General features: G+C 71.1%; 18 protein-coding genes and 2 pseudogenes. 9 read left to right on the forward strand and 11 right to left on the reverse strand.

Annotated elements, in window-relative coordinates; genetic code table 11:
• Nucleotides 1-19: 19 nt before the first annotated feature.
• Nucleotides 20-403 (reverse strand): annotated as a pseudogene (locus tag ACGH2B_RS00070) (short chain dehydrogenase); the annotation flags it as partial.
• Between ACGH2B_RS00070 and ACGH2B_RS00075 the strand changes: the two are divergent.
• From ACGH2B_RS00075 to ACGH2B_RS00085, 3 genes and pseudogenes are all read left to right on the forward strand, one after another.
• Nucleotides 398-544: pseudogene (locus tag ACGH2B_RS00075) on the forward strand (transcriptional regulator); the annotation flags it as partial. The pseudogenes ACGH2B_RS00070 and ACGH2B_RS00075 overlap by 6 nt on opposite strands.
• Before the next feature lie 276 nt (nt 545-820).
• The gene (locus ACGH2B_RS00080) at nt 821-1,489 is read left to right on the forward strand and encodes a Type 1 glutamine amidotransferase-like domain-containing protein (RefSeq protein ID WP_399081978.1); all 669 of its coding nucleotides are present in this window, start codon (nt 821-823) and stop codon (nt 1,487-1,489) included.
• Nucleotides 1,490-1,705: 216 nt separating this feature from the next.
• On the forward strand, nt 1,706-2,326 hold the full coding sequence (locus tag ACGH2B_RS00085) for a LysE family transporter (protein WP_399081981.1): 621 nt from the start codon (nt 1,706-1,708) through the stop codon (nt 2,324-2,326).
• Nucleotides 2,327-2,436: 110 nt separating this feature from the next.
• On the opposite strand, the gene ACGH2B_RS00090 is transcribed toward ACGH2B_RS00085, so the two are convergent.
• Nucleotides 2,437-3,015, reverse strand: coding sequence for a TetR/AcrR family transcriptional regulator (locus tag ACGH2B_RS00090; protein ID WP_399081984.1), 579 nt, complete (start codon nt 3,013-3,015; stop codon nt 2,437-2,439).
• Between the two features lie 85 nt (nt 3,016-3,100).
• Between ACGH2B_RS00090 and ACGH2B_RS00095 the strand changes: the two genes are divergently transcribed.
• Nucleotides 3,101-3,982 (forward strand): SDR family oxidoreductase, encoded by an 882-nt coding sequence (locus ACGH2B_RS00095; RefSeq protein WP_399081987.1) that lies wholly within the window; start codon nt 3,101-3,103, stop codon nt 3,980-3,982.
• Nucleotides 3,983-4,268: 286 nt separating this feature from the next.
• Nucleotides 4,269-5,120 (forward strand): SDR family oxidoreductase, encoded by an 852-nt coding sequence (locus ACGH2B_RS00100; RefSeq protein WP_399081989.1) that lies wholly within the window; start codon nt 4,269-4,271, stop codon nt 5,118-5,120.
• 514 nt (nt 5,121-5,634) lie between these two features.
• Here the strand turns inward: ACGH2B_RS00100 and ACGH2B_RS00105 are convergent.
• On the reverse strand, nt 5,635-6,570 hold the full coding sequence (locus ACGH2B_RS00105) for an alpha/beta fold hydrolase (RefSeq protein ID WP_399081992.1): 936 nt from the start codon (nt 6,568-6,570) through the stop codon (nt 5,635-5,637).
• Nucleotides 6,571-6,947: 377 nt separating this feature from the next.
• Here ACGH2B_RS00105 and ACGH2B_RS00110 point away from each other — a divergent pair, with 377 nt between their 5' ends.
• Nucleotides 6,948-7,646 (forward strand): ABC transporter ATP-binding protein, encoded by a 699-nt coding sequence (locus ACGH2B_RS00110; protein WP_399081995.1) that lies wholly within the window; start codon nt 6,948-6,950, stop codon nt 7,644-7,646.
• 68 nt (nt 7,647-7,714) lie between these two features.
• Nucleotides 7,715-10,165, forward strand: a complete 2,451-nt coding sequence (locus ACGH2B_RS00115) for an ABC transporter permease (RefSeq protein ID WP_399081998.1) — start codon at nt 7,715-7,717, stop codon at nt 10,163-10,165.
• 182 nt (nt 10,166-10,347) lie between these two features.
• Here ACGH2B_RS00115 and ACGH2B_RS00120 read toward each other — a convergent pair whose 3' ends face one another.
• The 6 genes from ACGH2B_RS00120 to ACGH2B_RS00145 all read right to left on the reverse strand — a co-directional run bounded on the left by ACGH2B_RS00120 (nt 10,348) and on the right by ACGH2B_RS00145 (nt 17,859).
• Entirely contained in the window at nt 10,348-10,521 is a 174-nt protein-coding gene (locus tag ACGH2B_RS00120; protein ID WP_399082001.1) for a hypothetical protein, read from the reverse strand.
• 12 nt (nt 10,522-10,533) lie between these two features.
• A complete protein-coding gene (locus tag ACGH2B_RS00125; RefSeq protein WP_399082004.1) occupies nt 10,534-10,839 on the reverse strand; it encodes an MTH1187 family thiamine-binding protein in 306 nt (101 codons plus the stop codon).
• 15 nt (nt 10,840-10,854) lie between these two features.
• Nucleotides 10,855-12,000, reverse strand: a complete 1,146-nt coding sequence (locus ACGH2B_RS00130) for an MAB_1171c family putative transporter (RefSeq protein ID WP_399082007.1) — start codon at nt 11,998-12,000, stop codon at nt 10,855-10,857.
• Entirely contained in the window at nt 11,985-12,362 is a 378-nt protein-coding gene (locus ACGH2B_RS00135) for a hypothetical protein (protein WP_399082010.1), read from the reverse strand. The genes ACGH2B_RS00130 and ACGH2B_RS00135 overlap by 16 nt, the downstream gene beginning before the upstream one ends.
• Nucleotides 12,363-13,416: 1,054 nt before the next feature.
• A complete protein-coding gene (locus tag ACGH2B_RS00140) occupies nt 13,417-14,403 on the reverse strand; it encodes a DNA polymerase thumb domain-containing protein (protein ID WP_399082013.1) in 987 nt (328 codons plus the stop codon).
• Nucleotides 14,404-14,409: 6 nt separating this feature from the next.
• The gene (locus ACGH2B_RS00145) at nt 14,410-17,859 is read right to left on the reverse strand and encodes a DNA polymerase III subunit alpha (RefSeq protein WP_399082016.1); all 3,450 of its coding nucleotides are present in this window, start codon (nt 17,857-17,859) and stop codon (nt 14,410-14,412) included.
• A 623-nt stretch (nt 17,860-18,482) separates the two neighbouring features.
• Between ACGH2B_RS00145 and ACGH2B_RS00150 the strand changes: the two genes are divergently transcribed.
• Nucleotides 18,483-19,511, forward strand: coding sequence for a chitinase (locus ACGH2B_RS00150; RefSeq protein ID WP_399082019.1), 1,029 nt, complete (start codon nt 18,483-18,485; stop codon nt 19,509-19,511).
• A 278-nt stretch (nt 19,512-19,789) separates the two neighbouring features.
• Nucleotides 19,790-20,452 (forward strand): DUF4232 domain-containing protein, encoded by a 663-nt coding sequence (locus ACGH2B_RS00155; protein ID WP_399082022.1) that lies wholly within the window; start codon nt 19,790-19,792, stop codon nt 20,450-20,452.
• Nucleotides 20,453-20,729: 277 nt separating this feature from the next.
• Here ACGH2B_RS00155 and ACGH2B_RS00160 read toward each other — a convergent pair whose 3' ends face one another.
• Together ACGH2B_RS00160 and ACGH2B_RS00165 are read right to left on the reverse strand one after the other, a co-directional pair.
• On the reverse strand, nt 20,730-21,134 hold the full coding sequence (locus ACGH2B_RS00160) for a PIN domain-containing protein (RefSeq protein ID WP_399082025.1): 405 nt from the start codon (nt 21,132-21,134) through the stop codon (nt 20,730-20,732).
• Nucleotides 21,131-21,409 carry a hypothetical protein gene (locus ACGH2B_RS00165; RefSeq protein ID WP_399082028.1) on the reverse strand — a complete coding sequence of 93 codons (279 nt, stop codon included), beginning with the start codon at nt 21,407-21,409 and terminating at the stop codon, nt 21,131-21,133. Before ACGH2B_RS00165 ends, ACGH2B_RS00160 begins: the two co-directional genes overlap by 4 nt.
• Nucleotides 21,410-21,856 lie beyond the last annotated feature (447 nt).

Here is a 21,856-nt window from a genome sequence, read left to right on the forward strand (position 1 = left end):
GGCGGCCCGGTGCCGCCTCTCAGCCCGGGAAGCGGACGCCGGTGAGTTCTTCGGAGATCCGCCACATCCGCCGGGCTTCGCCGGTGTCGCGCAGGCGGCTGTACAGGGGCTGCTCCGCGGGGGCGCCGCCCATGTTTCCCGGCCCGCCGGGACCGTAGAAGGCGCCGCTCCGGGAGTCGGGCGAGGCGGCGGCGTACAGGGCGGGAAGCTTCGCGCTCTGTACGGTGCCGACGATGATGCCGCGGGCGGACAGGAGACGGATGACGCGTACGCCCAGGGTGTCCTTGGTGCGGCCGACCTCGGGGCGGGCGGCGAGCAGGCTCGTCGGCGCGATGCCCGGGTGGGACAGGTTGCTCGTGATGCCCCAGCCTCCGGCTTCGCCGCGCCGGTGGAGTTCGAGGCCGGCGTGCTGGAGCTGAACTGCCAGCGGCTGCTGGATCCCGGCCGGTCGCACAGCCTGCTCGTGTACACGGCCGTGCCGGGCAGCGAGAGCTACGAGCGGCTGCGGCTGCTGTCGGTCATAGGGGCGCAGGCGATGCGCTGACCCGCCGGGCGTCCTGTAGGGGTGCCGTCGTCGTGCCGTCGTCGTGCTGCCGTCCTCGCCCGCCTGCCTGCCGTGCGCCGGACGCCGGTCGGCGGGCGGGCGCCCGGCGTGATCGTGGAGGCGCCGGGCCGTTGCGGCAGGTCGGGCCGGGAGCTCACCTGGAGCGGCCGGGCCCGCGGTTGCTCCCTGCGGGCCCCTGGCAGCAGGTGAAGGTGCCGAACGCGCGCTGACGGACCCGCGTGGGCGCGCCCGTCAGCAGTGTGTTCGGCTCGCCCGATGAACTTTCTGCTGACGGCGAGTGGTCTGCGCAACGACACGCTGCGGGATGCGCTGCGGGACATGCTGGGGAAGCCGTTCGGTGAGGCGAACATCGTGTTCGTTCCCACGGCGTCGGTCGCCGAGCCCGGGGACCACGGGTGGGTCGTCGCGGACATGAACCGGCTGTACGGCCTCGGCCGGCGGGAGTTCGACGTCCTGGAGCTGAACGGTCTGCCCCGGCAGATGGTGCTCGACCGGCTGTTCCACGCCGACGTCATCTACGTCGAGGGCGGCAGCCACTACCACCTCGCGCGCAGCATCACCGGCAACGGCCTGGCCGACGGCTTCCTGGAGGCGCTGGCGAGCCGGGGCTATGTGGGGGTCAGTGCCGGGTCAATGATCTTCAGCCGTCATCTCACCGGCCACTCCGCCGACGTCATCGGGGACGCCGCGGACCTCCACGTGCTCGGCGCGACGACCGTGGAGCCGCCGTTCGGCCTTTTCGACTGGTATCTCAAGCCCCACCTGTACTCGCCGGTTTTCCCCGAGCGGGACGACGCCTGGGCCGATCGCATCGCCGCGCGCGCGGACTTCCCGGTCTACTTCATCGACGACGAGACGGCCGTGCGCGTCAGGGACGGCGAGGTGGATGTCGTTTTTGAAGGCCGGTGGCGGTTCCATCCGTGACTCACCGCGTGGTGGAGAGCCCGGACAGGACAGCGCGGCGCCCAGGGCACGGTGAGGCGGAACTGCCGTTGTCCGGCCCGGCGTTGTTCGCAGGCCGCCCGGCGGCGGTGGCTTGAGCGGCATGCGGCAGCATCTCACCGGGACGTCCTGGTCGTCCCCTACCGTCACCAGGCCGGACCTCCACCGCCGCCGCGCCACACTTAAGGAGTCGGTCCCGTGGCCGAAATCATCGCCGTCGCCGTCATCACGGTCCTGGCCATCATCAGCCCTGGGGCCGACTTCGCCATGGTCGTCCGCAACAGCGTTCTCCACGGCCGGACCGCCGGGCTGTTCGCCGCCGCGGGCATCAGCCTGGGTGTCCTCGTCCACGTCACCTACACCATGCTCGGAGTGGGCCTGCTGCTGTCCAGGACTCCGGCCCTTTTCACGATCGTCAAGATCACCGGCGCTTGCTACCTGGTGTGGGTCGGCTACAAGACCTTCTCCGCCCGAACCGAGATCGACATCGCGGCGGACGCCACCGGTGCGGGCCCCCGGGTTCCGCGCCTTCAGTCCCTGCGCACCGGGTTTTTGACCAATGCCCTCAATCCGAAGACCATGCTGTTCGTCGTCGGGACCTACACCCAGGTCGTCCACCGCGGCACCCCCCTCGCCCAGCAGATCGGCTACGGCCTGTTCATGTCCGCCGCCCATCTGCTCTGGTTCGGTCTCGCCGCCGGCCTGTTCTCCGTCCCCGCGCTGCGCACCCGTATGCTGCGCCGTCAAAAGGGCCTGAACCGGACGATCGGCGCCATCCTCGTGGCGCTCGGGCTCTCCCTCGTCTTCGTGTCGGCTTGAGCCGCGCGGGTTGAAGGTCTCGCCCGTGGCGAAGAGGGCGGTAGCGGTCCGAAGGGCGGTGAGGTCTGTTTTCCCGTCCGCCGCACCGGCGCTGGGCGATGCGCGTCCGGTCAGCCCAGTGATGCGGTCGCCGCACGCAGTTCGTCCAGGGCCGCCAGGGTGTAGCCGGCGAGTTCGCCCTCGGCGCCGCGGTCGTCCTCGGCCCATTCGGCGTATCCCCGTTTGAAAGCGAGGACGCCCAGCTCGCCCGCGAGAGCCGCGGTCGGATCGGGTACGCCGCGGGCGAGGAGCGCGGCTGTCATCGCGGCCGCGAGGCTGACGGTCTTGAGGGCGTCACGCTCCTGAAGCTCGGTGCTGGCGGCGACGGCCGCTTTCAGGCGGGGGGCGAGTTCGCGGCTCATGGGGCCCATCGCGGTCGAGGCGCGCCGGAGGCCGGCGGCGACCGCCTCGAGCGGGCCGGCGTCACCGGGCGCGTCGGCGATGCCCTCGCTCAGCAGCCGGCTCAGCGTCTCCTGCCCGGCGACCAGCAGTTCGCGTTTGTCGGGGAAGTGCCGGAAGAAGGTGCTCTTGGTGACTCCGGCACGCTCGGCGATCTGCGTGACCGTCGTGGCGTCGTATCCCTGCTCCGTGAACAGGTCGACCGCGGCCACGACGAGGCGTTCACGCGCACCTGGTTCCCATCGGCCCATGGGTTCATCATAAGTGATGGGACTCTTGTCCCGTCACCTTGCTAGAGTGATGGGACAAGAGTCCCATCACTTTCGGGAGGTCTTCATGCGCGTCTTCGTCACCGGCGGCACCGGTCTGATCGGTTCCGCCGTCGTCGCCGAACTCCTCGGCAACGGCCACACCGTCCTCGCACTCGCCCGCTCCGACGTCTCCGCGCAGGCCGCCGAGGCGGCCGGCGCCGAGCCGCTGCGGGGAAGCCTCGCCGACCTGGACGTCCTGCGCTCCGGCGCCGCCCGGGCCGACGGGGTGATCCACCTGGCCTTCGGCAACGACTTCAGCAGCCCCGAGGCCCTCGCCCGCAACGTCGCCGAGGAGACCGCCGCCCTCACCGCCCTCGGCGAGGAACTCGTCGGCAGCGACCGCCCCCTGGTCACCGTCTCCGGTACGCCCTGGGTGCCGGGCCGCGCCTCCACCGAGGCCGACCCGGTGCCCACCGACGGGCCGGTCGGCGGCCGCGGCCGCACGGTCACGGCGATCCTGGACCTGGCCTCGCGCGGGGTCCGGAGCACGGCCGTACGCCTGCCGCGCACGGTTCACCACCAGGGCACGGGCGGATTCGCCGGCCTGCTGACCGACCTCGCACGCCGAAGCGGCATCTCCGGCTACCCCGGCGACGGCACGCAGCGCTGGCCCGCCGTCCACGCGCTCGACGCGGCCGTCCTCTTCCGCCTCGCCCTGGAGCAGGCGGAGGCCGGTACCGCCTGGCACGCCGTGGCCGACGAGGGGGACCAGGTCCGGGACATCGCGGCCGCCATCGGCCGGCGGCTGGGCCTGCCGGTCGAATCGGTACCGGAAGAGACCTACGGCCCGCTCGGCCCAATCTTCACGACCGACCAGCCCTCGTCCAGCACCCGCACCCGGCAGGCGCTCGGCTGGGAACCCGAGCACCCCGGCCTTCTGCGGGACCTGGAGAACATCCGGCCCTGACCGGCGAGCAGGGCGGACCCGCTGCCGCCGCTCACACCGACAGCGGAAAACCCCCGCCCACGTCACCGGCGGCCGACCGCGTCACCGGCGACCGGCCGTCTCGCCGCGGCGGCATCCCGCACCCGCACATCCCGCGGTCAACGCACCCCGGCTCCCGGCGTGTTCCCCGCGCCCTTGCCGGCGACCAGGCCCGCCGGCGCCGGTCCCCCACCCGCACGGCAGCGACACCTCTCGCCCACCCGCACCGATGCGGCGATGCACGTCCACAACACACAGGAGGCCCCTCATGGCGACAGTCGTCTTCGGAGCCCGCGGTAACGTCGGCCGTCATGTGGCCGACGGCCTGCTGGCCGCCGGTGAACAGGTCAGAGCAGTCAGCAGGACCCCAGCCGCAGGCTCGCCGCCGGAGTGCGAAACGGTCGTCGCCGACCTGCAGCGCCCCGAAACACTGCCCGCAGCGCTCGACGGTGCCGACAAGGTGTTCCTGTACGGCATGCTCGACCCCCGCAAGCCCTACGACATCGAGAAGGTCACCGCGGCGGCCGCAGCCGCGGGGATCGGGCAGGTGGTTCTGCTCTCGTCGGTGTCGGTCGTCCTGGACCCCGACGCCGGCCACCCCGTCACCCGCCACAACCGCACCATCGAACAGGCCGTCCAACGCTCCGGCATGGACTGGACCTTCCTCAGGCCGGGGACATTCGCGGCCAACACCCGCACCTGGTGGTCCGGATCGATCCGCACCGGCAACGTCGTCCGCCTTCCCTACCCGCTCGCACAGTCGGCACCGGTGCACGAGAAGGACATCGCGGCACTGGCGGTGACCGCCCTGACCGAACCGGGCCACTCGCACCAGGCCTACACCCTCTACGGGCCCGAATCCCTGACCCTGCAACGCCAGGTCGAACACATCGGCGAGGCCATCGGCCGCCGTATCCGGGTTGAACACCTCTCCGACGAACAGGCTCGCGCGGAAGTCGCCGGAACGATGCATCCGGTCGTGGCCGAGACGATCGTGAGCCAGTGGGCCGCCACCGACGGCATCGTGGCCACGACCTCCGTCATCACCGAAAAGATCACCGGCACTCCGGCACACACCTACGCCCAGTGGGCCGCCGACCACGCCGACGACTTCCGCTGACCATGCCGTACCGACCAGCCGTACGGGACCCGGCCCGCCCGGCACTCCGGTCTCCCCCGCCCCGGCCACAGCGGCGGAACGCACAACGCCGCACCCACCCGGCCATACCCTCGCGGCACGCGCAGCACGAGGCCGACCGCGCCGGCCTTCGTACCGGCAGACCACGCCACGGCCGGCCGCGGGACGGCCGCGGCGACCACCGGAGGTTGCCGGGACCGTCGGCGCTGAGCACCGTGCTGCGGCTGCCCCGGATGAGCAAGGCCGGGCAAGTCCCGGCGCGCCAGTCGTTCCGGGTGATCCCCGGTGAGGTGCTGCTGTGAGGCGGCGTTCATGTCCTCCAGGTCGAAGGACAGCCCCCTCCGTCGGAGTACGCGCGGACGGCGTCCGTGAGGTAGTTCGCCGACGAGCCGAACTCGTCCAGCAGCTTGGCCCGGGCCTGTGCCCGGTGCCCGGTGCGGCCAGAACAGGCTGGAGGAGAGACCGCCGTCGGCCTCGGCACCGATGTCCTCGACGATCAATGCGTCCACCAGGCCCGGACACCAGGCTGCGAGCTGGCAGGCGTTGACGCCTCCGAGGGAGTGGCCGAGTACGACGGCGCGTCGATCCTGAGATGCTCCAGCACTGCCGCAGCGTCCTCGACGTAGCCGCTACGGGAGAAGTCGGCGGGGCGCTCGGAGCGGCCGTGTCCACGCCGGTCGAGGACGATGACCCGCCAGGAGCCGCCCAGCCCCCGGGCCAGGGGCGTGAAGGCGCGGCCTTGTCCGAAGTGTCCGTGCAGGGCCGGCAGAGGGCGTCCCGGACCGCCGAGGTCGAGGAGGGCCAGACGGTGCCCGGCCACCCCTGTGGCTGCGCGCTTCGGTTCGGACCGCTCGGGCAACGGTCGGAAGCCCTTCTCTTTCGGTCGCTGCACCACCTCCACGTCGATCCCGAGGCGGGCGCCGTGCTGAAGGACGCTGGTCTGGTATCCGCCGTCGGCCCTGGCCTTGGTCACGCTCGCATGGGCTACTGCCAGTTCGGCCGGGGCCTGCTTGCCGCCGGGTCGTGGACGGAGGCGGCGGTGGCCAGGACGGTCAGGGCGAATCCGAGGGTGTCGGTGATCAGGTGGCGCTTGCGTCCTTTGATCTTTTGCCGGCGTCAATGCCCTGGCCGGCTTCGGCGACATTGCCCGAAGTCTCCACGCTCTGTGCGTCCACCACGGCCGGGGACGGCTCCTCGTTTCGGGCCTTCGCCCGGCGGGTCCCGTCCTGCGCAGCAGATCGTGGATCTGCTCGGTGGTTCCGTCCGCCTCCCACTTGGCGTAGTCGTCGTAGACGGTCTTGAACGGCGGGAAGTCGTGCGGCAGATACTCCCAAGGGATCCCGGTGCGGTTGACGTAGAGGATCGCGTTCACGATCTCTCTCAGATCGTGCGCTCGCGCTGCCGTCCCGGTCCCTGATCGGGCGGCCGCCACGCGACGAACACCGGCTCGGTCAACGCCCAGCGGGCATCAGAGACATCGCTTCGATACGCACGCCGAGTACTCACGCCTCGGGCAACGGTCACCGAGGCTTCCAGTCACAAGAACATCCCAAAATACCAATTACCTAGATCAGATACCCTCCAAGCCAAGCTCATTCCGTAATGATCAGTCAGGCGAATCCCGGGAGAGGAATGTGCGCCACCGCGAAAACCCGTTCCTTCCGGCGGCGCCTGGCATCCCAACGGGCCGTCAGAGCGCGTGCAAGATGGGCCGAGAACCGCCTTGAGGCCCGCTGATGGCGGTGCTTCCGTTAGCCGGATGCCGGGGAGCAGGACAGTGATTTACCACATGGGAAATGGCGGTTAACTTTGACTTCAAAATTGGTGTTGCGAGGCGAGAACCTCTCACGCGAGTTCATCAGCGGCGATACCACGGTGACCGCGGTGAAGAACTGCGATGTTGAGATCTCAGCCAATGAGTTCGTCGCCATCGTGGGAAAGAGCGGAAGCGGAAAATCCACATTAGTGAACCTGCTCTCCGGGCTGGATGTGCCGACCTCAGGGACGGTGACGCTACTCGGAAGAGACCTTTCCGCATTGAGCGAGAAGGAGATGGCCGAGCTGCGGGCCCGGCACATCGGGTTTGTTCTCCAGAAGGACAACCTGATTCCCTCGCTGACCATTTCCGAAAATGTGGCAGCGCCGCTGGTGATGGGCGGAGAGAAACTGAGCAGCGCCCTCGAGCGCGCGCGGGAGATTCTCGGCCAGGTGGGACTCGGGCACCGTGCGGACCGGTGGCCGAGCGAGGTGTCCGGCGGCGAGGCACAACGCGCGGCCGTGGCCCGCGCCTGCGTCGGATCGCCGGCCATCGTGTTTGCGGACGAACCCACCGGTGCGCTCGACGAGGAGAACGGAAAGCGAGTCCGGGAGATCTTCCGGCAGTTGGTGGCAGAACAGGGCGCGGCCGGGGTCATCATCACTCATGACATGGACCTCGCCGACGAAGCGGACGTGGTCATCACCATTTCTGACGGAGAGACCTCCGGCCGCGTGGTCAAGGGGGCGTGATGGCGGTCGACTCCGCACGACTGGTCGCCCGCTCGCTGTCGAGAAGCTGGCGTAAGCAGCCGGCACGCATGGTGGCCGCAGTGGCAGCCGGGATCGGCGGCGTGCTGCTGACGACGGCCATGCTGCTGATCTCTGCCGCGGTGCTGGACGCGATCAAGAGCGCCTCGATTTCCGGAATCCGTTCCGACGCGGTCGCCGTGGAGGCCAAGACCCCCGGCGGGATGACCGACAGCCTCACGCGGCGCGTCGAGGAAGGGGCCAAAACGCCCGCCTCCCGCGCCCTGGTGATCAACACCAGCGTCGGCGCCACCGAGGGCAAGATGACTCCCGCGATCGTCTACGGTGTCGATCAGCGGCTGGGCGACTTCGTCGGCAAGGTCCTGCGCGACCAGATCGAGGACCGGCCGTTGACCCGGCCCGACCAGGTCTACCTCACGCGCACCTGGGCCGCGGACCACGGGCTGCAGGCCGGCGACTCGATCCGGGTCAGCGCCCCCTCCGGAACGCGCACACTGAAGGTCGCGGCGCTGCTGGACGGCGAGATCGCCAACCACGGCGCCGTGGTGATCGCGCCGAAGCAGACCGTCGCCTCGGTCTTCGGGCGCGGCACCCGCACCGACGTACTGCTGCTGTCCCCCGGGGACCGCGGCACCGAGGCCGTTTCGGCCTCCGCCCGGGAAGCAGTGGACGGGGCAGCGGGGGTGATGCGCCCGGCCGAGCTGTTCTCCGGCTACCAGAAGCAGTTCCAGACCTCGCAGACGATTCTGGCGATGTTCGCCGTGATCGCGGTGCTCACCTCGGCCGTCGTGCTGTTCCTCGCCTGGCGGCTGGCCCTGAACGACGCTCGCCCCATGCTTGCGCGTATGCGGCTGTTCGGTGTGCGCACCAGGGACCTGATGCTGGGGTCGGCCGTCGTCATGGTGCCGGTCCTGCTGGGCAGCTACGTGGTCGGCGCGGCCCTGGGCGTCCTCGTCGGCGCACGCATGAGTTCGTTCACCAAGCAGATCACCGAGCTCACCCAGCAAGCAGTGACTCCCGGGGTGCCCTGGCAGATGCCGGTGCTCGGGGCCTTTGCGGCGGCCGTGGTGATGTTCGGCGCGGCCTGGCTCTCCGGCCTGCGCAGATTCATGAAGATCACGCCGGTCGAGGCGGTGAGCGGGCGGGACCAGACCGTGCCGCGGCCGGGCGGTGCCGTTCTCCCTCTGGCCGTGGGGGCGGCAGCCGTGGCGCTGGGCGCGGTGACGGTGTTCCTCGCACCCGACGGCCTGCGGATGGTCGCCCTGCTGCCGCTGCTGGGCGGAGCCGCGCTGGTCAGCGTGGTGCTCCCGGTCGCCCTCGGCGGGCTGTTGCGCCGGGGCTCGCCGCGGCCGGTGCGACTGTTCTCCGGACGGCAGCTCCAGATCGGCTGGCGGCGCAACGCTGCGCTGGGCGTCACCTTCGCCGTGGCCATCATGATGGCGCTGACCATGGCGGGCGTGGCCAGCAGCATCAAGGACTCGGTCTCCACCTCGGTGGAGCGCTGGACCCAGGGCCAGCTCTACGTCCAGGCGGCGCGGGCCGGTCAGAACCTCCAGAACGACGTATTCGCCGCCCCTTTCGAGAAGGATCTGCGTTCGGTCAAGGACGTGGACGCGGCCTGTACCTTCTCCTACTCCAACGTCGGTCTCGGTGACCGGCGCGTCCAGATGTGGAGCTGGGGCGCGACGAAGGACTGCCAGACCCTCACCAAACTGCGGGTGTCCGAGGGCGCGCCGGACTTTCTGACCAGCATGGGGAAGAACGACATCGCCGTTTCGTCGAGCTTCGCCAGAACTCGGGACATCTCTGCCGGCGACACCCTGCAGCTCCCGCTGCCCACCGGACACCGCACGGTCACGGTGCGGGCGGTGCTCGATGACACCGCATCGGACGGCGGCATGATCATCGCAGGGGCGCGCCTCTACCACGAGGTCACGGACAGCCCCGGCTCGTATGCGTACTACGTCGGCGTCTCCCCTGGCGCGAACCCCGCCACGGTGCAGAAGAACATCGAGGCCGCATTCGGCGACCGCTACCCGCGCGCCGTGGTCCTCACCCAGCAGGAGATCCGCGACGTCTTCGCCTCCATCACCGCGCGGCTGGTGAGCGCATTCGAGGCGTTCGCATGGGTGATGTTCGTGCTGGCTGTGCTGGTCGGCGCCGCCACCCTTGCCTCGGGCCTGGTGGAACGGCAGCGGTCGCTGGCTCTCACCCGGCTGACCGGCTCGACCAGCAAGGCCGTCAACCGGCAGATCCTCTTCGAGTCACTGGCGATCGCAGTCACCGCCTGGGTCATCGCCATGCCGGTCGGAGTTCTGTCCATCAATCCGATGCTCGACGCTCAATCACTGCAGAGCGGGTTGCTGCCTTCGGTCACGGTCCCCACGCTGCTGAGCGGGCTGAGCCTGCCGCTGGTGGTCGTCTGCGTCGTGCTGGCCCTGCTCGTCGCCAATCCGCGACGAGCCAACACCTCGCTGCGCGACCTGCTCGCTCAGGAGTAACGGAGGTTTCCGGCGGGGCGGCCACGTCGGTCGCCCCGCCGCGGTGCACCGCGCCAACGCCCGTTCCTGGGAACGGAGTTCGCAACATTCCAGGGCCTGCCCGGGCGATCACATGCGGAGCCAACAGACGAGGGCCACGACGGTGACGGGAAAAACGCAACCGCGCTTGTCATAGTGAATTTCTACCGCCCGCGCGAGCGGCCCAGGCCCCATGCTCCTCGCCGCAGATCGCTGGTAGCGCAGATGCGTTTGAGCCGTCGCTCGGTGCCGTCGTAGCGGGCCCGGAAGGGCAGCCTGCCGTGTACAGCCCGGTGGTTGTCGATCAGCAGGATGTCTCGTGCATGCCAGAAGGTCACTTCTGGCTTTGGTCAGCCGCCCTCGGTGGCTGCGACGTGCTGCTCAAGGAGAGCGATTTTGTTGTCGAGGGGAGCGGGCATGGCCGGCCACACGTCGACTTTGATGCTCACCTGGACGCGGGGGGCCTTGAGCGCGACCGCTTCCGTGGCACGCCGGATGACGCTCATGACCTCGTCCCATTCGCCTTCGATCATCGTGTACATCGAATCCGAGCGGTTGGGGAGGCCGGATTCGCGAACGATTTTCACTGCTTCGGCGACGTATTCCGCAACAGATTCCTTCACACCCATGGGAGTCAAAGCGAAGGCAACGAGCACAGTACGGGTTCCCCTCTAGTGGAGGTCTTCGGCAAGCGAGGCGCGGTAGCTGCGGACCGTCGGTGACCGGTAGGCGGCGGCGATCCCGAGCAGGTAGCTGATTTCTTCGGTGAGGTCGTGTGCGCCGCCGCCGGTGAGGTTCAGCGTCTGGGCGCCGGGGGGCCGGCCGGTGTGGCGGTGGTGCAGGGCCGCGGTGAGCCAGCAGGCGGTGAGGTGCGCGTCGGCCGCGGGGGCGGGGACGGCGTGGCCGGTGACGTGGCGGCGCGCCTGCTCGACGGTGTCCTGCGTGACGTAGCCGCGCAGCACGGTCATGGCGTCCCTGATCTCGATCACCCGCCGGTAGAGGCGGAGCTGGATCGGGAGCGCCGCGGTGCGCAGGCGGCTTCCCGGGGTGAGGACCACGTCGGGGGTGGCGGCGACCAGGTCGCGCCAGAGCGGGGCCAGTCCGCGGTGCGAGGTGTGGTGGCGGAGCAGGGTCCGTATCCGTATGAGGGACGGCAGTGCCACGCCGGCTGCGATGAACAGCGCCTCGGCGCCGGTGACGGGTGAGAACAGCGGGGCGAGGGCGGGTGAGCGGGTGCCGAGGTAGAGGAGCTTGAGCACCCACAGCAGGGAGGCCAGGAGGATGCCGGTGCCGAACAGCCGCAACGCGTAGCGCAGGGCGCGGGGGGTGCCGGCGCGGTGGCTGTGGCGCCAGCACACCAGTCCGCATGTGGTGTCCGCGGTCAGGTGGAAGGCGAAGAAGAGCCACCAGTAGGTGTCGGGGACGCTCGGGATGTCCGGTGAGGGGGCGATCTGGTTGCGGGCGTGCGGGAGCGCCGTGACGTCCAGCAGCACCAGCACGGTCATGACCGCGACGGCGCAGCCGAACACCGCGGCCGTGCGCCGCCGGCGCTGCGCGGCCTGGAGGATGTACCACAGGACGGCGGCGGCGTCGACGATGCTGAACAGGTGGGTGGTCAGGTCGATCCAGTGGGCGTCGGGGGCCACCTGGGCCAACACCGCGGTCACGGGTTCGAGGTGCATCGACATGGCCAGCGCGATCATGACGATGGCGCACCACAGCGGGCGCTGTTCCCGGCGGCGGATGCCTTGCGGGGCGCGGAGGAGGGCCACCGCCCACAGGGCGAGGATTCCGGCGTTCTCTACTTCGGTGAGCACGGTGTCCCCCGGTGGCGGATTCCGCGTAGCCCCATTCCGGATTCCAGTCCGCCCAGTATTCCGGAGAGCAGGGTCGGGGCAGGCAGGCGAGCGGCGCCCTCCAGGATCAGGCTGGCGATCATCTCCGCTTCCTGCTCCTGCATGTCCGAATAGCGTGCGCGGGGCAGGGCTTGCCGGATGGAGGCCGGATCCGCGAGGTCGATGCGCCGGTACAGGTGCTGTTCCTCGCCCGGGGAGCGGTGGTCGCTCACCAGGTGTCCGATCTCGTGGAGGATGATGTGTTCCTGGTGCAGGGGGCTGGTCCGGGCGTCGTAGAGGACGTAGTCCTCGTGGTCGGTCGCCAGCCAGAGTCCGGACGGCATGTCCGGGACGGTCGGGGTGGGTAACGGCCGCAGGTGAAGGGGGCGTTCCCGTCGGGCGGCGAGCCGGGCGCACAGTTCGGCGGCGGAAAAGGGTACGGGCAGCGGCAGTCCGTCCATGACGCCCTGGCATCGGCGGCGCAGTCGCCTCCAGCGCGTCGTGGTGGGCTGTCCGCCGGTTGTCGGGCCGGCAGGGCACAGGACCTGGTAGCGGTGCCCTTTCATGGTGTCGCCGGGAGTTCCGGCCCTCCGGCGGCTCCCGGTATGCGGCAGGCATGGTTCCGGGAAGGCGTTGCCAGGGCCGGGGAGGTGTTCCGGCAGAGGCGGGACTTGTGTGCGGGCCGTCTCGGGGACACCGCGGTCTCCTTTCCGTGGGCCTGGTGGCTACGGCGGTGATCGTAGGTCGCTCCGCGTCACCGGGCGGGGGTGCTTCGCGGGACTGGCCGGTTATGGGCGTGAGCTTCCCTCACCGTCATGGTGCTCAGGTCAGGTGTCCTCAGGACGGTGAGCGTCACGGCTTGGCGCCGTCGGACGGCCGGTGGCGTCGCCGTCGTATCAACTCGCGGTGGGAGGAGCGCAGTCGCACCGCGCGGGAACGCTTCCGCCGTGCTTCCGGCCCGTGGCCTGGTGACGCCCGAACCGTCGCCCTGCCGGGCTGGTCGCCCGCTCTCCCCGCCAACGTCCCGTGCCCCTGGTGCCCTCGGCGTGATCGCCGGCAAGCTCGGCCTCGCCCGGCTCTCCCCACCGCGCACGACCGCTCCGTACCTGCGCCTCACCCGGACACGTCCTGGCCGGCCATCGGACAGGTGTCTCTCGGCTGCCTCTCGGCGTGCCGCCCGATCGCGCGAGCCGCGATCACTCGCGCGTACCGGCAGGGCCCGGCGGCTGCCCGGGCGGCCGGCCGAACGCCCTCACACCAGGGAGACGTGCTCCGCCTCCCTCCGCCCTCATGTCCCCATCAGGGCCACGAAGCGCCAGGTCAGAGGCGTGTCTCCCGGGATCCCGTGCTTCGCCGCAGTTGCGGTCACGTGGCCGGCCGGTGGGAGCCGGGGGGTTGTCAGGGTATTCCGGCGGTGCTGGCGGGGCGTACGGCGGTGGGGCCGTAGCGGGTGCGGGCTCGGTCGGTGGCGGTTTCGATGCGGCGGGCTTTGTCGTCGGTGGGGTCGAGGGTCAGTTGCCGGGGGGTGGCGTCGGTGTCGTGGAGGTTGTCGGCTCGCAGGGCGAGGTGGCGTACGCGGGCGCGTTGGAGGGCGAGGCCGCGGTGGATGGCGTGGGCGGCGGTGCGCAGGTGGGGGGTGTGGGCGGTGGGTTCGGGGAGGGTGCGGGTGCGGGTGGTGGTGGAGTGGTCGGCGTAGTGGAGGGTCAGGGTCAGGGAGCGGCAGGTTCGGTGTTCGTCGCGGAGTTGGGTGCCGAGGTGTTCGGCGAGGTGGGTCAGGGCGTCGCGTTGCCGGTCGGGGTCGAGTTCGTCGCGGGTGAAGTGGTGTTCGGCGCTGACGGTGGGGGGTGGGGCGCCGGGTGTGAGGGGGGTGGGGTCGATGCCGGCTGCGCGTTGGTGGAGTTGTCGTGCGGGTGCCGTGCCGAGGATGCGCTGGAGGGTGAGCAGGGGGGTGGCGGCGATCTTGCCGGCGGTGGTGAGGCCGTAGGAGGCGAGGGTGCGTGCGGTGGCCGGGCCGACTCCTGGTAGGGCGGTGGCGGGGAGGGTGGTGAGGAATGCGGTGATGGCGTGGGGGTTGTCGGGGAGGGTGCGGGTGGTGCCGGGGGTCGCGCGGTGGGCGGTGAGGTGGGCCAGTAGGGGGTTGGGGGCGATGCCGATCGTTGTGCCGGTGTCGAGGGTGGCGGTGCGGGTGCGGATGAGGGCCGCGATGCCGGTGGGGTCGCGGTCGAAGTAGCGCAGGCTGCCGGAGATGTCGGCGAGTGCCGCGTCGGGTGGCAGGGCCTGGACGAGGGGGGTGAAGTCGCCGAGGAGGGCGATGAGTTGCCGGTATGTGGCGTCGGGTGGGGTGTTGGTGGTGCGGGGGTCGCTGAAGTGGAGGTAGAGGATCATCGTCGGTCACCCCGCGCTGCCGGGGCTGGCGTGGTGGAAGGTCTTCGCGGTGAGGGCGGTGAGGGCGGCTGGGGTGCCGGGGGGTTTCAGGTCGGCCCAGGGGTGGAGGGGGGTGCCGGTGGGTTGGGTGAGGGTGCGGTGGGGGGTGGTTTGGCGGGGGGTGGGTGTGGTGCGGGTGAGGCGGTCGGTGACGGCGGTGGGGCCGCTGTGGTGGTGGAGGTCGATGAGTTCGGCCAGGTTCCAGGCTTCGGTGCCGGTGATGCTGAGGGCGTGCGGGGGGCGGCGGGTGAGGGTGCCGCGTACGAGGAGGAGGTTGCTGTGGAAGAGGGTGTGGGCGCAGCGGGGGTGGCTGTTTTCGAAGAAGGCGAGGTCGGTGAGGCCGGTGGGGTCGTCGAGGGTGGTGAAGATGATGCGTTTGCCGGTGCGGTTGGGTGGGGTTTGGGTGGCGACTTTGACGCCGGCGATGAGGACGGTGGTGCCGTGGCGCAGGTGGGGGAGGTCGGCGGCGGGGGTGGCGCCGATGTGGGCGAGGAGGGGTCGGTGTTCGTCGAGGATGTGGCGGGAGATGTCCATGCCGAGGATGTCCAGTTCGGCGGCGAGTTGTTCGGAGCTGTTCATGGCTGCCAGGCCGGTGGGTGGGGCTGGTGTGTGGTCCGGGGTGGGGTGGGGGTCGTGGTTGTCGAGGGGGAGTTGGCCTGCGGTGGTGTGGTGGGCGTGGCTGGAGCGGTGGAGTTCGGTGATCTTCAGCAGGAGTTCGCGGCGTGGGCCGAAGGTGTCCATGGCTCCGACGTGGGCGAGGCGTTCGGCGAGGGGGCGGCTGGGTTGGGCGCGTTGCCAGAAGTCCTCCACGGTGGTGTAGGGCTGTCCGGAGGTGATGCGGTCGCTTTCCGTTTCGGTGATGCCGCGGATTTGCGAGAGGCCGATGCGCACCCCCCATTTTCCGGACACCAGTTCGAGTGTGTGTGCGGCGCGGGATGCGTTGATGTCGGGGAGGAGGAGGGGTATTCCGTGGCGGCGGGCGTCGGCGGCGAGGACGCGTTTGTGGTACATGCCGGGGTCGTGGGTGAGGAGTCCGGCGAGGAGGGCTGCCATGCGGTGGGCTTTGAGCCAGCTTGTTTGGTAGGCGGGGTGGGCGAAGGCGGCGGCGTGGGCTTTGGCGAAGCCGAAGCTGCCGAAGCCTTCGAGGGTGTTCCAGATGTCGCGGACGGTGTGGAGGGGGTAGCCGCGCCGGCGGGCGTGGTCGGCGAACCAGGCGCGGACGCGGCCTTGGCGTTCGGGGACGGACAGGGCGCGGCGGGCTTCGTCGGCGGTGCCCCGGTCGCAGCCGGTCATGGTGGCGATGATGGCGATGACTTGTTCGTGGTAGACGACGTGTCCTTCGGTTTCCTTCAGGACGGGTTCGAGGTCGGGGTGGGGGTAGTGGGCGGGTTTGCGGTGGTCGCGGGCTTCGATGAGGGGGGTGACCATGTTGGCGGCGACGGGTCCGGGGCGGAAGAGGCTGATGTCGAGGGTGAGGTCGGCGAAGGTGCGGGGGCGGAGGTTTTGGACGAGTTCGCGTTGGCCGGGGCTTTCGAGTTGGAAGGTGCCGAGGGTGTCGCCTGAGGTGATCAGGTGGTAGGTGGCGGGGTCGTCCGGGGGGACGTGTGCGGGGTTGTCGAGGTCGAGGTGTTCGCCGGTGACCCGTTCGATCTCGGCCACTGCGTGGGCGAGGGCCGACTGCATGCGGACGCCGATGATGTCGATCTTCGGGTGGCCGGTGTCCTCGATGTCCTCCTTGTCGAACTGGGACATGGCGATGTTCTCCACCGTGGTCGGCGCCACCGGGGTGCGCTGCAGTAGTCCGGCGTCGGAGACGAGCAGGCCGCAGGGGTGCATGGCCGCTTCGTGCGGGAGGCCGTCGAGTGCTTCGACCTGTTCCCACAGGCGGCCGTGGTCCTCGGTGGCGACGGTGCGGAGTTCCGGGAGTTCGGCCAGGGCGGTTCGTACGTCTTTGGCGCGGATGTGGGGGAACGCTTTGGCCAGGCGGGCGGCCTGGGCGGGGGGCATGCCGCGGGCGCGGGCGACGTCTTCGATCGCGCCGCGGGCGCGGTAGGTCTTGTAGACGGCGAGGGTGGCGACGCGGTCGGCGCCGAAGCGGGTGCGTACCGCTTGGTAGATCTCCAGGCGGCGGGCCGATTCGACGTCGAGGTCGATGTCGGGGAGGGCGGCGCGGCGGGGGGAGAGGAAGCGTTCCATCAGCAGGCCGTGGGTGACGGGGTCGATGGGGCTGATGCCCAGGAGGTGGGTGACGAGGGAGCCGACGCCCGAGCCGCGGGCGGCGACGCGGATGCCGAGGTGGCGGGCTTGCCGGGCGACTTCGGCGACGGTCAGGAAGTATCCGGCGAAGCCGTGGCCGGTGATGATGTCGAGTTCGTTCTCCAGGCGGTCCCATCGGTGTGTTTCGCGGTGGTAGCCGTGGTGGAGCATGGCGGCGGCGCAGCGGTCGGCGAGGGTGCGGCCGGCGGTTTCGGTGGTGGTGCCGAGCCGGTCGGGTTCGGGGAGGTTGAGCCGTCCCAGGCCGAAGGCTTCGCCGGGGTCGGTGGTGCAGGCGGCGGCGGTTTCCTCGGTGGCGGTCAGGAGGCGTCGTGCGTCGGTGTGGCGGCCGCCGGCCGCTTCGGTGATGCGGGTGGCGATGCGTTCCATCTGTCCGGCGTCCTTCAGCCAGCGTTCTCCGCTGTCCAGGCGGGAGGCGTCGCGGGTGTCGAGGGGGACGAGGTGGCGGGCGGAGTCGAGGATGTCGGCGATTTCGCCCTGGCCGGGGTCGGCGTAGCGTACGGCGTTGCTCAGGACGGCGGTGAGGTGGTGTTCGGCGGCGAAGCCCGCGGTGCGGGCGGCGAGGCGGAGGGAGCCGGGTCCTGTGCCGGTGCGTCCGTGCCAGGACATTTCGAGGCGTAGTGCGGTGCCGAAGCGTTCGCGCCAGGGGGCGAGCAGGGTGGCGGCCCGGTCGGGGCGGCCTGCGGCGAGGGCTTGTCCCACCTCGGAGTCGGGTCCGAGGAGGACGAAGATCCGGTCGTCGGGGGCGGTCAGGTCGTCCCAGGTGAGGCCGTCGTCCGAGGCCGCTGCCGTGGTGACGAGGCGGCACAGTTCGGCCCAGCCGGGTGCGCTGCGGGCGAGGAAGAGCGCGCGGGCGGGGGCCTGGGGGACGAAGGTGCCGCCTTTGGCGGGGGTGCGGCGGCGTGCGGCGGGGCGGGGCGCGGGGGTGGCGGTGGGGACGGCGAGGTCGGTGCCGAAGAGGGGGCGGATGCCGGCCTGTGCGCAGGCTTTGGCGAAGCGTACGGCGCCGGCGAGGGAGTCGCGGTCGGTGAGTGCGAGGGCGTCGAGTCCTCGTTCGGCGGCGCGTTCGGCGAGTGTGTGGGGGTGGCTGGCGCCGTAGCGCAGTGAGTAGCCGCTCGCCACGCGGAGATGCGTGAACGACATGCGCGCCTCCTGTTTCTTCGCGTTCCCCCTTTTTTTTGTGGCGTCTGTGCCTCTTGTGCTGTGGAGCCAGCCTAACCCAACATTCGCACGATTGTTCGAGCGGCGGTTCGGGTGGCGAGCGCGGGCCGGGGGGGGCGCCGAGGGCGGGGGTGCCGGTTCGCGGTATGTGGCGGGTGCGGTATGCGGCGGGTGCGTCGCACTGCGCGGTGGGCAGGTCCGGGCGGGCGGGGCGGCGGACAGCCGGCGGGCGGCGGGGGGTCGGCGGACGACCGGTGGCCGGCGGGCGGCGGGGGGTCGGCGGGCGGTGGTCGGTGGCGAGGGGTGCGGCTGGAGGGTGTGCCGGGGCGTCGCGCACGGGCGCGTCGGGCGGACGGGGGCCGCCGGTGCCGGGGCGGGCGGCGGGCGCGGGGCCCGGCCGGCCCGGAGGAGGGGTGCGGCGGGTCCGGGGAGGGTGGCCGATCCCGGCCGGGAGGCCGGTTCGTGCTTCAGGAATGTCTCAAGTGGGGTCAAAGAATGGGTAGTTGGGGTTGCGGGCTCTTGACGGGGGCTTTGGTCTAGTCCATTTTTTCGTGGATGAACGGTCATGCTCCTCCCTCTTCCGTCCCGGAAGGACCGGACACCTGATGAGGAAGTCGATCCGTACAGCCCTGGTCACGGCGGCGGCGGTGGCCCTGTCCGCCGCCGGAGCCGGTGTCGCCGGCGCCGGCAGCGCGCACCGCCCCGCCCGCTCCGGCGCGGCGGGGCAGTTCGCCCCGTACGTGGACATGAGCAACTCCGCCGCGAACCTGCTCCACACCGCCATCACCGGCCATGGCGTGAAGACCTACACCGCCGCCTTCACCATCGGCGCCGGCTGCGACAACATCTGGGGCGACACGCTCCCCGTCGGCAACGACCCGTACACCGATCCGGAGATCGCCAAGGCGAAGGCCGAGGGCGCCGACGTGATCATCTCCTCCGGCGGGGCCGCCGGGGAGCCGCTGGCCTTCACCTGCACCGATCAGAGCAAGATCGACGCGGGGTACCAGAAGGAGATCACCGCCTACGGCACCACCTCCCTGGACTTCGACATCGAGGGCGCGGCCGTCGCCGACACCGCGGGCGTGGCCCGGCAGATGACCTCGATCAAGAACCTCAAGGCGGCCAACCCCGGGCTGACCGCCTCGGTGACCCTGCCGGTGCTGCCCACCGGGCTGACCGCCGACGGCGTCAACGTCCTGAAGGCCGCCAAGGCCGCCGGCGTGAAGCTGGACAACGTCAACATCATGACGATGGACTACGGCCAGGGCACCGGCACCGACATGGGCGCGGCGGCGATCAGCGCGGGCAAGGCCACCCTGGCGCAGATGCGGTCCGTCGACCCCGGCTACACCTACGCCGACCTCGGCCTCACCCCGATGATCGGCGTGAACGACGACGGCTCCACCTTCACCCTGGCCGACGCCGCCTCGGTGGCGAGCTGGGCGAAGAGCAACGGCGTCGGCCGGATGTCCTACTGGTCCGTCAGCCGCGACCAGGCGTGCGACTCGGCCGCGAAGACGGCGGCCCGGCACGGCGGGGACGCCGCACGGGCCGGGACGGTGGCGGCCTCGCCGGTGTGCAGCGGCGTCGCGCAGTCGCCGTTCGCCTTCACCGACACCCTCCGCGGCTGACGCCCCTCCCCCTCCCCCGGCCCCGGACCGGCCCCGGATCGGCCCCGGCCCCGGCCCCGGCCCCGGATCGGCCCGCCTCGGCTCGCCTTGGCTCGGTCCGGTCACCGGGGCGGCCTGGCACCCGGGTCGGTCCGGTCCGGTCCTCGGTCCACCGCGTACGCATGGTGCCGGTGGAATGTGAGTGAAGCGTTTCCAGGACGTCAGCGGGGCCGGGGAGGGTGGTGTGCACGCCGCGGGAACGACCTGGAGAAGTCCCGCACGAGCCGCAGGGACCGATCATGCGTACTTCCCGTATCCGTGCCACCGTTCTGGCCGCCGCCACCGCCACGCTGGCGTTGAGCCTGACCGCCTGCGGCGGCGCCGACGACGCCGCGAAGAGCGACGACGCCTCCGGCCAGAGCCGGTCCGCCACCGCCGGGCAGGACGCCAAGGGCGGCTCCGCGCAGGCGAACAGCGCCACGGACACCAAGGGACAGACGGAGTCGGCCTCCGCGACGGGCGGCACCGCGGGCGCCGAGGCGGGTGCCGACCTGTGCGTCGGTGACGAGCTGCTGGTGACCGCCGAGCACGAACTCGCCGACCAGCAGGGCGACCATCTGCTGCTCACCGCCGTCAACAAGGGCGACAAGCCCTGCGTGATCACCTCCTACCCCACCGTCAAGATCAACGGTGAGGGCGCCGCCCTGCCGCTCTCCAAGAAGGCCGACGGCGGCGACCAGCCGATCACCCTCCAGCCCGAGGACAAGGTCTACAGCGCCGTCAACATCTTCGACTACGGCAAGGACAACCACACCGGCACCGGCCTCTCCGTCGCCCTGCGCGACAACGACGGCAACGACAAGCCCGCCTACTCCGTCGACGTCAAGGGCGACAAGCCCCAGTTCACGTACAACGAGGCCGACGTCCTGAACTGGAACACCGAGAAGCCCTACGACTTCTGAGACCACTCGGACCACTCAGACCTCTGAGACCTGGTCACCGGCGGCCGGCTTCCGCCGGTGACCACGGCCGTGCCCAGGCACGGGAAGCGGTGCGGGCGGGAACCCGAGGGGGGTTCCCGCCCGCACCGCCATGCCCGGCGTCAGGTGCGAGTCGTGCGCCGCGGGCGTTCACGCACCGCCGCGTTCGTACCCCCCTCCCCCGGGACGCCTTCCGGGCCGGGCCGGCGCTTCGAGGCAGGTGATCGGGCGGCGGCGGCCTGGTGGCGGGCCCGGTGCGTCACCGGGTGGCGGGGCCGGGGATGACTTCGAGCGGCGGCTGGGCGTCGCGGGGGTGCGGGGGCTGGACGGTGGAGAGAAGGACCGGTCTCTCCAGGCGCCAGGCCAGGGACGCGTTGAGGGTGCCGGGGTCGGCGAGGAGGTCACCGTCGACGGTGGCGATCTGGAGGGCGCCGGTGCGGGCGAGCGCTCCGAGGCGGGTGACCGCCGCGGCGGCCACGGCCTTCCCCGCACGGGTGGTGAGCAGGTGATCGAGCTCGGCCAGGACCAGGGGCGAGACGACGAGGATACGGGCGCGGGTCAGGGCCTTCACGGCGCGTTCGTGGTCGTCGTCCTTGCGGTTGAAGGCGGCGAGCAGGACGGAGGTGTCGGCGACGGCGAGCACCGGCGGGGGCGCGGCGGTCACCGGGCGAAGTCCTCGCGGAGGTACTCGCCGGTGCGGGCGGACAGGTCGGCGGGGCCGTCGAAGAGGCCCCACCGCGCGGGAGGCACCTGGTCGCCGACGGGCGTGGTGGGCACGGGCAGAGTGCCTGCGGCCCATTCGGCGGCGAGGGCTTCGGGGGTGCGGCCCAGGACGGCGGCGAGGTCGCGGAGCAGGGCGGCGCGGCTGCTGGTGACGGCGGCGCCGGCGATGATCTCCCGGTCGCCGGACGGCGTTTCGTCGGCAGTCTGATCGCTCACGGTGCTCTCCTCGGGTCGTTGTCTTCGATGTCCGCGCCACGGTCCGGTCTTCGCCGTGTGCACCACGGCCGGCGCCCCCGCGCCCGCGCCACGGACCGATGTCCTCGGCGCCCGTGCCACGGGCCGGTGACCGCGGTGCCCACCCGCGCCACGGGCCGGTGACCTCGGAGTCCGTGCCACGGGCCTGGGTCTTCGGTGTCCGGGTCCGGACCGGTCTTCGGTGTCCGTGCCGCGGGCGGGCCGGGCGGCTTCCCGGCCCGGGCCTTCGTACGGTGACGTCCGCGGCGGTGGCGAGCGCGGCGGCAGGCGGTCACGTCACCCGGTGCCACAGCGTTTCCGGCAGCGCACTGTCCGTACGGTACCGGCAGCGGCGCCGCGAAGGGGCCGTCCTGGGCCACTCCCGCCCGGGAGCGAGAACGCCCCGGCGGTCACCGATCACCTGTGACG

Source organism: Streptomyces sp. BBFR2 (genome assembly GCF_044497305.1).
GTDB lineage: Bacteria > Actinomycetota > Actinomycetes > Streptomycetales > Streptomycetaceae > Streptomyces.

Excerpts from the sequence above, each read along its gene's own strand:
- ACGH2B_RS00095 (WP_399081987.1), top strand. The coding sequence starts at position 3,101 with ATGCGCGTCTTCGTCACCGGCGGCACCGGTCTGATCGGTTCCGCCGTC.
- ACGH2B_RS00100 (WP_399081989.1), top strand. The coding sequence starts at position 4,269 with ATGGCGACAGTCGTCTTCGGAGCCCGCGGTAACGTCGGCCGTCATGTG.
- ACGH2B_RS00140 (WP_399082013.1), bottom strand. The coding sequence starts at position 14,403 with ATGATCCTCTACCTCCACTTCAGCGACCCCCGCACCACCAACACCCCA.
- ACGH2B_RS00145 (WP_399082016.1), bottom strand. The coding sequence starts at position 17,859 with ATGTCGTTCACGCATCTCCGCGTGGCGAGCGGCTACTCACTGCGCTAC.
- ACGH2B_RS00115 (WP_399081998.1), top strand. The coding sequence starts at position 7,715 with ATGGTGGCCGCAGTGGCAGCCGGGATCGGCGGCGTGCTGCTGACGACG.
- ACGH2B_RS00080 (WP_399081978.1), top strand. The coding sequence starts at position 821 with ATGAACTTTCTGCTGACGGCGAGTGGTCTGCGCAACGACACGCTGCGG.
- ACGH2B_RS00135 (WP_399082010.1), bottom strand. The coding sequence starts at position 12,362 with ATGCCGTCCGGACTCTGGCTGGCGACCGACCACGAGGACTACGTCCTC.
- ACGH2B_RS00155 (WP_399082022.1), top strand. The coding sequence starts at position 19,790 with ATGCGTACTTCCCGTATCCGTGCCACCGTTCTGGCCGCCGCCACCGCC.
- ACGH2B_RS00150 (WP_399082019.1), top strand. The coding sequence starts at position 18,483 with ATGAGGAAGTCGATCCGTACAGCCCTGGTCACGGCGGCGGCGGTGGCC.
- ACGH2B_RS00090 (WP_399081984.1), bottom strand. The coding sequence starts at position 3,015 with ATGGGCCGATGGGAACCAGGTGCGCGTGAACGCCTCGTCGTGGCCGCG.